This is a genomic window from Sphaerotilus uruguayifluvii, from assembly GCF_013294065.1.
Taxonomy (GTDB): domain Bacteria; phylum Pseudomonadota; class Gammaproteobacteria; order Burkholderiales; family Burkholderiaceae_C; genus Sphaerotilus; species Sphaerotilus uruguayifluvii.
On sequence record NZ_JABSNM010000001.1, the window covers coordinates 273,282 to 287,272 of the forward strand.

General features: G+C 68.8%; 13 protein-coding genes and 1 pseudogene. 10 read left to right on the top strand and 4 right to left on the bottom strand.

All coding sequences use genetic code 11. The features are described from left to right. Positions 1 to 17 precede the first annotated feature (17 nt). The 4 genes from HNQ01_RS01215 to HNQ01_RS01230 are packed head-to-tail and all read left to right on the top strand — an operon-like array spanning position 18 to position 3,827. A complete protein-coding gene (locus HNQ01_RS01215) occupies positions 18 to 434 on the top strand; it encodes a hypothetical protein (protein WP_173803488.1) in 417 nt (138 codons plus the stop codon). A gap of 23 nt (positions 435 to 457) precedes the next feature. Next, on the top strand, positions 458 to 1,459 hold the full coding sequence (locus HNQ01_RS01220) for an ABC-three component system protein (protein ID WP_217427360.1): 1,002 nt from the start codon (positions 458 to 460) through the stop codon (positions 1,457 to 1,459). Then, positions 1,447 to 1,962, top strand: coding sequence for an ABC-three component system middle component 2 (locus HNQ01_RS01225; RefSeq protein WP_056642957.1), 516 nt, complete (start codon positions 1,447 to 1,449; stop codon positions 1,960 to 1,962). The genes HNQ01_RS01220 and HNQ01_RS01225 overlap by 13 nt, the downstream gene beginning before the upstream one ends. Beyond that, positions 1,959 to 3,827, top strand: a complete 1,869-nt coding sequence (locus HNQ01_RS01230) for a hypothetical protein (protein WP_173803489.1) — start codon at positions 1,959 to 1,961, stop codon at positions 3,825 to 3,827. Before HNQ01_RS01225 ends, HNQ01_RS01230 begins: the two co-directional genes overlap by 4 nt. Before the next feature lie 110 nt (positions 3,828 to 3,937). On the opposite strand, the pseudogene HNQ01_RS01235 reads toward HNQ01_RS01230, so the two are convergent. Together HNQ01_RS01235 and HNQ01_RS22270 are read right to left on the bottom strand one after the other, a co-directional pair. After that, positions 3,938 to 4,761, bottom strand: a pseudogene (locus tag HNQ01_RS01235) (IS5 family transposase). Then, positions 4,703 to 4,831, bottom strand: coding sequence for a hypothetical protein (locus tag HNQ01_RS22270; RefSeq protein WP_286180418.1), 129 nt, complete (start codon positions 4,829 to 4,831; stop codon positions 4,703 to 4,705). The pseudogene HNQ01_RS01235 and the gene HNQ01_RS22270 overlap by 59 nt, the downstream one beginning before the upstream one ends. Before the next feature lie 110 nt (positions 4,832 to 4,941). Between HNQ01_RS22270 and HNQ01_RS01240 the strand changes: the two genes are divergently transcribed. From HNQ01_RS01240 to HNQ01_RS01250, 3 genes are all read left to right on the top strand, one after another. Further along, complete coding sequence (locus HNQ01_RS01240) at positions 4,942 to 5,946, top strand: Abi family protein (protein WP_173803490.1); 1,005 nt, start codon at positions 4,942 to 4,944, stop codon at positions 5,944 to 5,946. Between the two features lie 301 nt (positions 5,947 to 6,247). Further along, a complete protein-coding gene (locus HNQ01_RS01245; protein WP_173803689.1) occupies positions 6,248 to 6,730 on the top strand; it encodes a GreA/GreB family elongation factor in 483 nt (160 codons plus the stop codon). Positions 6,731 to 6,773: 43 nt separating this feature from the next. Then, positions 6,774 to 7,742 (top strand): DUF3616 domain-containing protein, encoded by a 969-nt coding sequence (locus HNQ01_RS01250; RefSeq protein ID WP_173803491.1) that lies wholly within the window; start codon positions 6,774 to 6,776, stop codon positions 7,740 to 7,742. Here HNQ01_RS01250 and HNQ01_RS01255 read toward each other — a convergent pair. Beyond that, positions 7,726 to 9,987 (bottom strand): GAF domain-containing protein, encoded by a 2,262-nt coding sequence (locus tag HNQ01_RS01255; protein ID WP_173803492.1) that lies wholly within the window; start codon positions 9,985 to 9,987, stop codon positions 7,726 to 7,728. The two genes, HNQ01_RS01250 and HNQ01_RS01255, sit on opposite strands and share 17 nt — an antisense overlap. Before the next feature lie 282 nt (positions 9,988 to 10,269). Here HNQ01_RS01255 and HNQ01_RS01260 point away from each other — a divergent pair, with 282 nt between their 5' ends. The 3 genes from HNQ01_RS01260 (at position 10,270) to gndA (ending at position 13,167) form a co-directional block, all read left to right on the top strand. Further along, positions 10,270 to 10,902, top strand: coding sequence for a biliverdin-producing heme oxygenase (locus tag HNQ01_RS01260; protein ID WP_173803493.1), 633 nt, complete (start codon positions 10,270 to 10,272; stop codon positions 10,900 to 10,902). 128 nt (positions 10,903 to 11,030) lie between these two features. Beyond that, positions 11,031 to 11,591, top strand: coding sequence for a cytochrome b (locus HNQ01_RS01265; RefSeq protein ID WP_173803494.1), 561 nt, complete (start codon positions 11,031 to 11,033; stop codon positions 11,589 to 11,591). A gap of 154 nt (positions 11,592 to 11,745) precedes the next feature. Then, positions 11,746 to 13,167, top strand: a complete 1,422-nt coding sequence (gene gndA, locus HNQ01_RS01270; protein WP_173803495.1) for an NADP-dependent phosphogluconate dehydrogenase — start codon at positions 11,746 to 11,748, stop codon at positions 13,165 to 13,167. A 4-nt stretch (positions 13,168 to 13,171) separates the two neighbouring features. On the opposite strand, the gene HNQ01_RS01275 is transcribed toward gndA, so the two are convergent. Then, a complete protein-coding gene (locus HNQ01_RS01275; RefSeq protein WP_173803496.1) occupies positions 13,172 to 13,894 on the bottom strand; it encodes a DUF1345 domain-containing protein in 723 nt (240 codons plus the stop codon). Positions 13,895 to 13,991: the final 97 nt, after the last annotated feature.

Here is a 13,991-nt window from a genome sequence, read left to right on the forward strand (position 1 = left end):
CGGCAGTCCGATTCTGGATGACCGGTCCTGGCTGGGGCGAACTGCGCAGCCGACCCACCCGAGACATTGATTGTCTCCAACTCCTTGCCGCAAAGTGGTCGTTCGGATCGAAGTGGCTGAAGGATGCCTGGCGCCACGAAGTCTATGCGTTCACGCTGAGCCTAAAGAATGTGGAGTTGCCTGCCAACTCTGACTCGGGCGGGTTGCTCAGGGCAACACAGGCCCACGTGCAAAACCGTGGCAGCACCAACGGCCTGGCGGTCGCCTGCAGCCGATCCGACCTGACCACCAAAGCGCCAGTGCGCTTGGTCGCCGGCCTTGACGTCGAGATTCGCGACGCGCTGGTCTACGGCCGGGCCCGGCGCCGCGCTGACACCGTGGACAGCTTCAGGCGTCGCTATCATCGGCCCGCCAGATATCGACGCCCCATCTAAGATCGGACCTGGGAGGAGCCCCATTGCACAAGAACTACCCCGGATTGATCTCCGTGCTGACCGCGGAGGCGCTCGAGGACTTCGTCGACGACTGGTTGCACCAGCGTTGCGAGGACTACCACTCGCACGACCGGTGGAGCGGCACGGGCGACCTGGGCCGCGATGTCACGGGCTACGTCACCGACCGTCGGATGGACGGGCCATGGGACAACTTCCAGTGCAAGCAGCTTAGCAAGCCGCTGTCCGAGAAGGCGCTGTTCGTAGAGCTGGGCAAGATCTTCATGCACTCGGCGGCAGGCGCGTACGCGCTGCCGCGGGCCTACACCTTCGTGGCGCCCCTGGGCGTCGTGCGCAAGGTACGCGAGTTCGTCGCGCACCCGGACCGGCTGAAGCAGGCGTTCTTGGATCGCTGGGACACGTACATCGCGGGTGACCTGGTGGAGAACGCGACGGTAAAGCTGACGCCGGAGATCGAGGCCAAGATCAGGGCTTTCGCTTTCGCGAACGTCCACTGGCTCGACGCTAGGCTGCTGGCCAAGGATCCGGCATGCATGCCGGCGCTGGTCAAATGGTTTGATGCCGACCCCGGCCAGAGCCCCAGGGGCGTCGTGCCCGCTGCGATCCACGCCAGCGAATCGGCCTACCTCGGCCAACTGCTGAAGGTGTACGAGGAGCGGGGGCCGGGTACCTACCCCGATCCCGATGCCGCGCTGGCCTGCTCCGATGTGGGGCCGCATCTCAAGATCCAGCGCACCCGCTTCTTCGACGCCACGGCGTTCGACCGCTTCTACCGTGACTCGACGCCGGAGGAGTTCGTCCAGACCTTCCGCGACGAGGTCCACCACGGCGTCGTCGACGTCCACGACGCCGATCACTCCAACAAGTTCGCACGCCTGAACAAGGTCATGCAGCAGGCCGCCCTGCTGCAAGCTTCCGGCGTGCTGGGCCGGCATGCCGGACCGCAGGTCAAGCAGGGCACCTGCCACCTGCTTGCCAACGAGGGGGTCATGCCATGGGATCGGTAGATAGGCCGGCGCCCAGCACGCACCCCTTCAACAGCACGCTCGAAACAGGCATCCGCGCGCTGGTCGTGCTGGAAGCCTTCCATCCGCGGCGTTGCGACCTGCTGGAGATGACCTGGCTCGACCACCTGGTCGTTCACACCGGGGATCTCGACGACCCAGATGCCCCGAGCAGTCTGCACCCGGATCTGCCTAACCGCGCGGCCGAGCTCGTGGTGAGACGTCCGCTGGTAGAGAAGAGCCTTCGGCTGATGCAGCAGCTACACCTCGTCGACGTCTTCGAGACTGAAGACGGCATCACCTTCGGCGCGAGCGACGACGCCCCGATCTATCTCGACCTGCTGCAGGCATCGTATTCCGTCGCGCTCAAGGAGCGCGCCCAGTGGATGGCCGAGCGCTTTGCCAACAAGCCGGCCGCAGAGATGCGCGAGCAGATGGAAAAGCGAATCGGGCGGTGGACCGCCGACTTCCGCGTTGAAGAGACGTTTGCGGGAGCACGCGCATGAACGGTATCCGGCTGCGCCACCTGGCCTTCACCGGGCCCAACATTGAGCCTGCCAAACTTGAATTCGTCGACGGCCTGAATATCGTCTACGGCGCGTCCAACACCGGCAAGTCGTTCGCATCGGACGCTGTGCTCTTCATGCTCGGCGCGGTTTCCAAGCTTCCAAAGACCGATGAAATCAAGGCCTACGACGCAGTCTGGCTCGGCTTGACCCTTGGCGACCAGGGCGAGTTCACCCTGTATCGCGCGACCAAGGGTGGAAACCTTAAGCTCTTCCCGGGTCTCATCACCTCCCACCCGACCGGCAAGGGAGAGGTGTTGTCATGGAAGCACAGCGCGAAGGCAACCGACTCTGTCTCCTACCGGATCCTCGAGACTTTGGGCCTGCAGGACCGGTGGATCGTGCGCAATGCCAGCGGTGAGAAGGAACAGCTGGCCTTCCGCGTACTGGCGAAGTTCGCCGTGGTTGGGGAGGAGGACATCATGTCCAAGCGCAGCCCCGCCTACGTGTCGAACAGCTATACGGAGCGCACCCTCGATCAAAACCTGTTCAAGCTGCTCCTCACCGGTCAGGACGACGCGGCCACCGTGACAGTCCCCACCGAGCCCGCGCGGATTGCCGCCAAGGCGGCCAAACTGGAGCTCGTCGACGAGATGCTGGCGCAGCTCGACAAGGAACTGGGCGACGCGCCGGCAGACCGGACGCAGGTGGACGCACAGCTCGCGGAACGGGACGCCAGTGGCGCTACGACCACCGCCGAGCTGCAGGCCGTGCAGACTATGCTGGATGACAACGCCGCCAAGCGGCGTGCCGCGGTTGACCGCCGCCAGGAACTCACTGCACGAGCGGCAGAACTCGACATCACCCAGGAACGCTTCGCCAAGCTGCAGGCGGTCTACAGCTCCGACTTGGACCGGCTGCATTCCATCGAGGAGGGCGGCAGCCTGCTGGCCGCCATGGCCGGCCGTGATTGCCCGGTTTGCGGCGCCCCGCCCGGCGCGCAGAAGCACCAGCACGCCGCCAAAGAGATTTCGATGGCGCATACGGCCGCGGCAGCCGAAGCGCGCAAGATCGAGCGTGAGCAGCGCGAACTGGCTCACGTCGTCGATTCGCTGCACGCCGAGGCATTGGCGCTCACGACCTCCATCGCGTCACTCGAGGACCAGATTGAAGAATTCGATCAGCGAGCCCTGGACCTACGCCCCACGGAAGCGTCGCTGCGGAGCAGCTTCGAGAACTACAACGCCCAGCGCGCTGAACTGCGCAAGCTGATCGACCTGCACCTGCGGCGTGAAAAGTTGGCCAGCCGCCGAGCAGAGATCGCCGCGGCATCCACGAAAAGCGAGCGCGACCCTCTTCCCGTTGGCCCTGAATCCACGGTGCTCTTCGAGTTCGGCGAGACCGTCAAAGCGGTCCTGACCGAGTGGGGCTTCCCGGATGCGGACAAGATCCAGTTCGACGCAAAGGCCAACGACATCACTGTCGCCGGCAAGGCCAGGGACGCCAACGGCAAGGGTGTCCGCGCCGTGCTGCATGCGGCCTTCAACGTGGCAGTCGCCGTGCACTGCATTGACAAGGGCCTACCGCATCCCGGCTTCCTGGTGCTCGACACCCCGCTGCTGACGTACCGTGAGCCGCTGAAGTCAAAGCACGGCGATCTGTCGGACGACGAGAAGGCGCTGAAGGCGACAAGCCTCGCCGAGAAGTTCTACAAGCATCTCGCCAGCCTGGAGGAGAAGCTGCAGGTCATCGTCATCGAAAACTCCGACCCGCCTGCTGCGATCGAGGACCTGGCGTACATCAAGGTCTTCACCGGTCTGGTCGGCGACGGACGCTATGGGCTTCTTGCCCGCCATACCGGTTGACGTTTGATGTGGCCGTTGCCCAGTTCGATGCCGCGCAGTTGTTACGCTGAGGCTCTCGGGCTCGCGCTGGAGTGGCACCACCTGTCACTACAACTGGTGCCTTAGAGCAACTAACAAAACCGAACCAGCGTGCGCAGGCAGATGACGCAACAGGCCAGGCTGAGCAAGGCGACATGCGTCTGGGCCTGACGCTCGAAGCGGATGCGCAGCTTTCCAAACGCCGCCAGCCAAGCATGGGTGCGCTCGACCACCCAGCGGTGACGTCCCAGCCGCTCCCGGCTCTCGACACCTCGGCGCGCGATGCGCACCTTGATGCCCCTGGCCCGCACATGGCTGCGGCAACGCTCGAAGCGCGTAGCCCTTGTCGGCATGCAGCTTGTCGGGCCGCCGTCGAGGACGCCCCCGCAGCCCCGCCACCGCCGGCAATGCATCGATCAGCTCCTCGAACACCACCGAGTCATGTCGATTCGCCCCCGTCACGCAGAACATCAGCGGCACCTCTGCGCCGTCGGTGACGAGGTGGCGTTTGCTGCCGAGCTTGCCCCGGCCCGTCGGGTTCGGCCCCGTGAACTCGCCCCCCGGGGGCTGGCCACGCTGGCCCCATCCACACACGCTCGACTGAAATCGAGCTGACCCGCGCCCCGCAGCTCCGCCAGCAACGCCAGCAACGCCAGCAACGCCAGATGCAGCCGGTGCCACACGCCCGCAGCCTGCCAGGCTCTCAGCCGTCGCCAGCACGTCATGCCGTTGCCGTAGCCCAGTTCCTGAGGCAGGTGCTCCCAGCCTATGCCGGTGCGCAACACGAACAGGATCCCGTTCAACGCTCGCCGATCATCCACCCGCGGCCGCCCCCCTTGGCTGAGCGCGGTGGCGCCTCAGGCAGCAACGGCTCCAACTTCTTCCACAGGGCTGCGCTGACTTCCTTGTCTTTCATCGGCCTTCAACAATTCAGACTTCCATGGTGATGACTGTGTTTTGTTGGCTGCTCTGAAGGCGGTATCCATCGTGAAGTCAGTGTACCGATGCGAGTGCGCGGCGACACCGCCCCACCAGCAGATGACCTGTCGCAGTCGTTGCGCCACACTGCCAGTTTTTCGCGCTTTCTGGTGATCGGATGACCCTCTACAGCAAACCCTGGCGCAGCTACGAAGATCAGCTCGACGAGTTGCACCGGCGCGGCCTGATCGTGACCGACCGGCCCAAGGCGCTGGAATGCCTGGAGCGCATCGGCTATTACCGGCTCAGCGGCTACTGGTACGCGATGCGCGAACGTTCGGGCATCTGCTGCCCGCTCGATCCGGCCACAGGCCGCAAGCCCGCCAAGGTGCGCACGGAATCGTTCGTGCTGGACACCTTCAAGCCCGTCGCCACTTTCCAGAACGCTGTCGATCTGTACATCTTCGACAAGAAGCTGCGCCTGCTCGTGCTGGATGCGCTGGAGCGCATCGAGGTGGCGCTGCGCGTGGATGTGTCGCATCACCTGGGCCGCCAAGACCGGTTCGCCTACCTGAAACCGGATCTCTTCCATCACAGCTTCAGCGCCGCCCTCGACCCCAAGACCGGACTGACCACGCACCACGACTGGCTGGCCCATCAAGCCCGGCTGATCAACCGCTCGAAGGAAAAATTCATCGAGCACAATCGCAGCCGCTATGGCCTGCCGCTGGCGATCTGGGTGGCCTGCGAGGTCTGGGACTTCGGGGCGCTCTCGCGTCTCTACGGGGGATTGAAGGAAGCCGACCAGGACCACATCGCCAAGTGCTACGGCGTGAGCAACGGCCGCATCTTCGCGACATGGCTGCGCAGCCTGAACTACCTGCGCAATGTCTGCGCCCACCACAGCCGGCTGTGGAACCGCAACGTGGTGGACCAGCCGAAGCTGCCGCCTCCGGCAGAAGTCCCCGCGCTGACCGCCTTTCACACAGATGCCCAACTGCGGGCACGCCCGTTCCAGCTTTTCTGCATCGCGCACCATCTGCTGAAGATCATCCATCCAGCATCGCAGTGGGGCCAGCGGTTCAAGCGACTGCTGGAGGAGGACTTCCCCGCGCTAGATCACCTGGGACTCAATCTGCACGGCATGGGCGTGGATCCCGGCTGGCAGACACGCCCTTGGTGACCCTTGGGATCGGGCCAGCCATGAAAAAACCCCTGAGCAGTCTTTGCACCGAAGCGCATCAACCGACAGGGGCCGTGTTGCAGCCATTGTAGCCAGCCGAGTCCCGGCCCGTCCAGCGCCATTCGGGGTGCCAAACCCGGCATCACGCCCGCGAAGAGGTCGCTATTTCACCTTCGTGCGGGCTGCGAGCTTTGCCAGGGAGCTGAGGACTGGTGTGCCATGAACAGACCCGTCGAAGGCTGGTGGAGCCCTCCATAATCAAGACCAGCCCCCCTGCTTGTTCGAGACGCCCACCGCACCCATGGATAAATTCTTGCAGCAGCAGCAGGTCCTGCAACGGCTCTCCGAAGACCTGCTGCAGGCCGAAGAGGCCGTGCGGGAGGCCCATGAAACGGCGACCCACGAAGAAAACATCGCCGAGAACAAGTACGACACCCTGGGGCTCGAAGCCGCCTACCTGGCCACCGGCCAGGCCCGTCGCGCCGCAGCCATCCGCCAGGCGCTGGCCCGCTGGCGCCAGTTCCGCCCGCTGCCCTACGACGCCGGCAAAGGCATCCAGCTCGGTGCGCTGGTCTGCCTGGTCGATGCCGAAGACAGGCAGCAGCGGCTCTTTCTCGGCCCCGATGGCGGCAGCATGCAACTGGTCAGCGGCGCTCAGATCGTCCAGGTCATCAGCACCGATGCCCCGTTGGGCAGGGCCCTGCTGGGCAGATGCGAGGGGGATGAGGTGTCGGTACAGGTCGCCCCCAAGCGACTCCAGTTCGAGGTGCTGCGAGTGCTTTGAGCCGCAAGCAAGGATCAGCATGCCATTGCCCCACGCCGTTTCGATGTTGTCGGCCCTCGCGCTGACGCTGTTCGCCGGCTCCGCGTCGGGCGCACCCGCCTCAGCCGCCATGACCTACCGCGGTCCATGCGACGCGTCGGCCGCTGTCGCCCTGGACGCCGATCATTTCGTCGTCGCGGGCGACGAGGACAACACCTTGCGCGTCTACCGGCGAGGCCGGCCGGAGCCCGTGGGCGAGGCGCCGCTCGCCGCCTTCCTCGACAGCGGCAACAAGGAGTCGGATCTCGAAGCGGCGGCGGCTGTCGGCCAGCGCATCTACTGGATCGCTTCGCACGGCCGCAACAGCAAGGGCAAGCTGCGGCCCGACAGGCAGCGTTTCTTCGCCACCGACATCGTTCCGGGTGCGCAGCCGGGCGTCACCCCGGCAGGAACGCCCTACCGCGGGCTGCTCGACGACCTGGCCGCCGCGCCGACGTTGGCGGGTCTGCGTCTCGGCGATGCAGCGCGGCTTGCCCCCGAGGCGCCCGGCGGGCTCAACATCGAAGGGCTGGCGGCGATGCCCGATGGCAGCCTGCTGGTCGGATTCCGCAACCCGGTGCCCAACGGCCGTGCGCTGCTGGTGCCGTTGCTCAACCCCGCGGAGCTGGTGACGGCCGCGTCCGGGCGCAAGGCACGCTTCGGCGAGCCCATCCTGCTCGAACTGCGCGGCCGTGGTGTTCGCAGCATCGAACGTGCCCTGGACGGCCGTGGTTACTGGATCGTCGCCGGGCCGGCTGCCGACGCCGGTGCGTTCACGCTGTACCGCTGGTCGGGCCAGAAGCACGACGCGCCGCGGATCGTCGACAGCAGTGAACTCGTCGGCTTCAGGCCGGAGGTGCTGTTCGAGCCGCTGGGAGGTGGCGGCACCTTGCAGTTGCTGAGCGATGACGGCGGCGTCGTGACCAACGGCGTGGCGTGCAAGGACCGGCCGATGGCGGCGCAGGCGTTCCGCAGCATCACGCTCCAACCCTGAGCGCAGAGGAGGCCGCCCCGTCGCCCATCGGCAGCCGCGCGACGAAGATCACCCACCCCGGCCCGGCGTCGCCCGGACGGTGCTCGTGGTGGTAGCTCAGGTCGCCGCCGTGCTCCAGCGCGATCTGGCGCGCGATGTACAGGCCCAGGCCGAGGCCGCGGTGGGCGGTCGCGCCGGTTCCGGCCTCGCTGCCCGCGTCCTTGAAGGGGCTGAACAGCCGCGCGACCCGTTCGGCCGGGATCGGGGCGGCCACGTTGGCCACGCCCAGCACCGCCACCGGCCGGCCCGTCTCGTCGGTCTCGCCGCGCAGAGCGACCTCGACCGCGCGGGCCGGGTCGCCGTGATGGCGCGCGTTGCCGAGCAGGTTCGAGACCAGCTGGCCGACGCGGTCGGCGTCGAGCCGGCCCCGAACGTCGGCCTCGATCGCGCGCTGGTGCGGCAGCCGGCCGTGCGCGATCTCGGCCTCGTCGACCAGGCTCGACAGCAGCGCCGACAGGTCGGTGTCGCTGCGCCGGATGCCCAGGCCCAGCCCGCTGCGGATGCGGCTCATGTCCAGCATGTGCGCGATCAGCTTCTGCATGCGCCCGCTGGATTCGTGGATGCGCCGGCCCAGCGAGGCCGGATCGTGGTGGCGCGTCATGATCTGCGCGGCCATGCTGATGCTGTGCAGCGGATCGCGCAGGTCGTGGCCGAGGATGGCCAGCATCTGGTTCTTCGCACGGTCGAGCTCGCTCATGCGCGCGCTCAGCGCGCGGTGGATCGCGTGCAGCAGCTCCTGCGCGCAGTCGATGTCGGCCGCCGTCCAGGGCACGGCGCAGCCCGAGACCGTCTCCTTCCATTCCTCGAAGGAGCCGCGCGGCGTCAGCCGCGGACCCAGCGGGCCGATGCGCACCAGCTTCTCGGGCTTGCCGCCCCAGCGCACCGTCTCGATCTGCTCGAGGCGCCAGAACAGCGCCCACAGGTTCTCGACCGCGTCGCAGCGGATCGCCAGCAGCCCGACCCAGGGTGATGCGGGCGCCGTGCCCGCGGGCCAGTCGGCCACGCCGTTGCGGCAGACGATGTCGGTGCTCGCGTCGGCCAGGCTCGCCAGCGCCTGCTGCGGCAGCCCGGCCGGCAGCGTCGCGCCGGCCTGGACCTCGCGGCCCTGCCGGCTGACGATCGCGAAGCCGTCGCATTCCAGCAGCCGCGCCATGTCCGGCGCGTGCGCGCCCAGCGTGGCGGCCAGATCGTCGGACGAGACGTAGTCCTGCACGATGGCGCTGTTGAGCTGCGCGCACTGGCGCGAGCGCCCCTCGGCGCGCCGCGTCTCGGCCGCCTCGACCGAAGTGGCGATGACCTGCGCCATCACGTCGCAGGCCATGCGCACCGAGTGCGGCACCAGCAGCGGCTGGCGGTGATGGCAGGCGATCAGCCCCCAGAGCCGGCCGCGCACGACGATGGACACGCTCATCGAGGCCTGCACGCCCATGTTGCTCAGGTACTCGACATGGATCGGCGAGACGCTGCGCAGGATCGAATGACTCAGGTCCAGCGGCACGACGTCCGGCCGGCACAGCAGCGGCGAGGGGCGGTAGGCCACGTCGGCGATCAGCCGCAGCGTGTTGATCGTGTAGAGCCTGCGCGCCTGCGCGGGAATGTCCGAGGCCGGATAGCGGCGGCCCAGGTAGGGGTCCATGTCGTCGGCGACGTCCTCGCTGACGATGTCGCCGCTGTCGTCGTGGCGGAAGCGGTAGGCCATGACCCGGTCGAAGCCGGTGAGCTTGCGGATCTCGTGCACCGCGATCTGCAGCAGCTCCTCGGCCTGCCGGGTGCGGCGCAGCCGGCTGATCGCCCGGTTGGCCTGCAGCGCGAACGAGGCGATCTCGGGCGAGCCGACATGGCGGATCTCGTACTCGAGCAGCACGCGCTGCCGGTGCATGTGCACGACGACGTCGAACAGATGGCCGTTGGCCTGCACCTCGCCCGACAGCGGCGGCGATTCGCCTTGCGCGGCGGAGGCGAGGCACTCGTCGAGCAGCGCCAGCACCTCCTCGCCCAGCCCCAGCGCGGCGGCCGGCCGGTCCGGCGCCGGCCGGATCGCCAGCCAGTCGCTCGCGCTGGCGCTCCAGCCGCACAGGCGCAGGTCCGCATCGAAGGCCAGCAGCGCGCCGTGCGGCTGGATGGCGCCGGGAATGTGGATGGGTTCCCGGTCGCAGTTGCTCAGGTCCGGGGAGCCGGGCGGATGTTCTGTGGCGTCGTCCGGCATCGGCTCTCCTTGTGCATGGTATCCCGGGGTTTCCGGGCGGATTGAACCAGAAATGAAACGGGCGGGCGTAGGGGCAGGCGTGCCCCTGTTGCAGGACGACATCCCGGGATCGATTCCGCCGTCGCGGCCCTGCTGCGCTGGATCAGCGCGCGTGCAGAAAAGCGCGCATCCGCGGTCTCGTCCTACAGACCGGCGGGCCGCCGCACGGACAATCGGGGCCGCGCCCTGGCCGCGTGCCGGCGCTCCCGCGCCCCTTGTGTCCGCTCCTTCCCGACGCTCCCGATGACCTCGCTCTCCGCCGACGCCCATGCCGGCCTGGCGCTGACCGCGCTTCGACAAGGCACCCACGCGCTGCACCAGCAGCTCGACCGCCTGATGCCCCTGTCGGGCGCCTACATCAACCGACTCGACTATCTGCACCACATCGGCCTGATGGCGGCGTGGCTGCGTGCGCTCGAGCCGGGGCTGCGCGACCTGCGGCTGGGCTTGGCCGGGGGCGAGCGCTGGTCGCCGGCCGCGCGGCTGGCGCTGATCGAGCGCGATGTCGAGGAGGCGGTGCAGGCCGGCGTGGACACCGGGCTGCTGCGCTGGATTCCCGAGGCGCGCTTCGACTGGTCCGTGCCCCGCGCCGAGGGCGAGGCCTGCCGGCTGGGCATGGTCTACGTGCTCGAGGGCTCGCTGCTGGGCGGCGAGGTGCTGCGCCGGCGCTGGGGCGAGCGGCTGGCGCCGCTGCAGCTGCGCAGCCTGGCGGTCGAGGGCATGGGGCCGCGCTGGAAGGCCCTGCTGCAGCTGCTCGAGCAGCGGCTGTCGCGGCGCGAGCAGGTCGAGGCGGCGGTGCGCGGCGCGCAGGAGGCCTTCGGCTGCATGATCGAGCTGGCCGGGCACAGCCGCCGGCAGCTGTCGGTCACCGTCTGAGCGGCGGACCGTGCCGCGGGCGCCACACCCGCGCCCCAGCTTCAGGTGGATGCGACAGGATGGAGCTCAGCCGTCGGCTGCGCTCCCGCGCGTCGGCGCGCGATCCGAATTCATTCCAGGAGCGTTCCATGGCCGTTTCCCCCCGATCCGTCTACGACCCGCTGAGCCGGGCTTTCCACTGGCTGACCGCCGCCGCGGTGCTGGCCGCCTTCGTGCTCGGCCCCGAGCATTTCGGCCGGCAGATGCACGACGGGCTCGACCCGGCGACCCGCTGGGACATCGTCACGCACGAGTCGCTCGGCGTGCTGGTCTTCGTCCTGACGCTGCTGCGGCTGGTCTGGGTCGCGCTGCGCCCGGCCAGGCCCCGCTTCGAGATGGCCGGCTGGATGAGCGCGGTCTCGCACCTCGTGCACGGCCTGCTGTGGCTGCTGATGCTGGCCGTGCCGGTCACCGCGATGCTGGCGCTGGGCAGCGAGGGCCATCCGCTGACGCTGCTGGGCGGCCTGCGCGTCAACGAGATGCCCTTCATCGCGCAGTCCGCGCTGGCGCCGATGGCCGACTGGGGCGAGGTCCACGGCCTGCTCGGCGACATCATCCTGAACCTGGCCGGCCTGCACGCCGCCGCGGCGATCTATCACCATCTGGTGCTGAAGGACGGCGTGCTGCGCGCGATGGCGCCGCGCGGCTGACGCGCGCCGGGCGGGGGGGGGCCGGTCAAGTCCGCATGGCGCGGCGTCGATAGTCCGGGCGCGCCCGTCCCGCCCCACGGGAGCCCCTGACAGCCGGTCGACAGCGGGCTGCATGGAAAATCGAGGGTTTTCCCGAAAAGAACCGGACTCCCGCATGACCACCAAGCATCCCATCGGCCTGATCGGCCTGGGGGTGATGGGCCGCAGCCTGGCCCTGAACCTCGCCGACCACGGCTTCGACGTCAGCCTGCATGACCGCTCGCCGCAGGCGGTGGCGCGCAGCGTGGCCGATGACACCACCGGGCGGCTGCACGGCTTCGAGTCGCTGGCCGACTTCGTCGCCAGCCTGGCTGCGCCGCGCAAGGTGCTGATGATGGTCAACGCCGGCGCGCCGGTGGACGACGTGATCGCGAAGATCGCGCCGCTGCTGTCGCCGGGCGACATCCTGGTCGATGGCGGCAACAGCCTGTTCGCCGACACCGAGCGGCGCTCGGCCGAGCTGGCCGCCAGCGGCCTGTGCTTCGTCGGCGCCGGCGTCTCCGGCGGCGAGGAGGGCGCGCGCAAGGGCCCGGCCATCATGCCCGGCGGTCCGGTCGAGGCCTGGACCGCGCTGCGGCCGATGTTCGAGGCGATCAGCGCCAAGGTCGACGGCGAGCCCTGCGTCTCGCACATCGGCCCGGGCGGCGCGGGCCACTACGTCAAGATGGTCCACAACGGCATCGAGTACGGCGACATGCAGCTGATCTGCGAGGCCTACGCGCTGATGCGCGCCGCCGGCCTCGACACCGACGCGATGGCCGCCGTCTTCGACGAGTGGAACCGCGGCGAGCTGCGCAGCTACCTGATCGAGATCACCGCGCGCATCCTGGCGCAGCGCGACCCGGACACCGGCGCGCCGATCGTCGACGTCATTCTCGACAAGGCCGGCCAGAAGGGCACCGGCCAGTGGACGCTGATGAACGCGGCGCAGAACGCGGTGGTGGTCAGCACGATGGGCGCGGCGGTGGACGCGCGCATCCTGTCGTCGATGAAGGCCACGCGGCTGGTGGCCAGCACCCGGCTGCAGGGCCCCGAGGCGCGCATCGACCTGCCGGCGGCCGAGTGGGTCGAGCTGCTGCGCCAGGCGCTCTACGCCAGCAAGATCGTCAGCTATGCGCAGGGCCTGGACCTGATGCGCACCACGAGCGCGCAGCGCGGCTGGAACCTCGACCTGGGCGCGATCGCGCGGCTGTGGCGCGGCGGCTGCATCATCCGCGCGCAGTTCCTCAACCGCATCGCCGAGGCCCATGCCGACGGCCAGGCCCCGGCCAGCCTGATGCTGGCGCCGTATTTCGAGACGGCGCTCAACGGCGCGCAGCCGGCCTGGCGTCGGGTGGTGGCGCAGGCGATGCTGGCCGGCGTGCCGGTGCCGGCGATGTCGGCCTCGCTGGCCTTCTTCGACGCCTTCCGCAGCGCGCGCCTGCCCGCCGACCTGCTGCAGGCGCAGCGCGACTTCTTCGGCGCGCACACCTACGAGCGCCTCGACCGCCCGGCCGGCCAGTCCTTCCACACCGTCTGGCCGGAAGTGCAGGGCTGAGCGCTCAGATCAGCCCGGACGCGACGTTGATCATCAGCCCGACCAGGCTGGTGTTGAAGACGAAGGCCAGCACGCAGTGCACCATGCCGACGCGCCGCATCGCGCGGCTGGCGAAGGCGATGTCGGCGGTCTGGCCCGAGGTGCCGATGACGACCGCGAAATACAGGAAGTCGAGGTAGTCGGGCTCCTCGGTGTCGGGAAAGGCCAGCCCGGGCGGCTGGCCGTGCTGGCGCGCGAGGTAGTAGTCGTGGGCGTAGTGCAGCGCGAACATCACCTGCGTGAAGGCCCAGGACGACACGATGGTGGCCACCGCCAGCGCGATGTGCGTGATGCGCGCGCTGCCGTGCAGGTCGCGCGCGCCGCCGAGCTCGGCGACGATCGCGCCCAGGCTGCACAGCGCCGCGGCCACCACCAGCGCCAGGATGGTGCGCGCGCCCTCGTCCTCGCGCCGAGCCCGCCGGCCGATCTGCGACGGCGTGGCCGCCACCATCATCCAGCCCGCCAGCGCCAGATAGAGCCAGGCGCCGGCGTTCCACGCGACGACCAGCCGGGTGACCGGCCGCGGCAGCAGCCCGCCGGTGTCGGCCAGCGACAGCAGCAGTCCCGCCAGCAGCCCGACCGCGACCGACAGCAGCAGCCGCGGCCGCGCGCTCACCGGGGCCCACAGCCGTGCCAGATGCCGGAGCCGCCGCGCGGCGGGAGCCTGTCTCGGGGATGTCTTCGCCATGCGCCCGAGTGTGCGCGATCGTGCGGCCGCGCGATGCGCGTGCACCGGCGCAGGCCTGGGCATGTCGCTTGCAGACCCCCGGCACGCCGCACCGTGC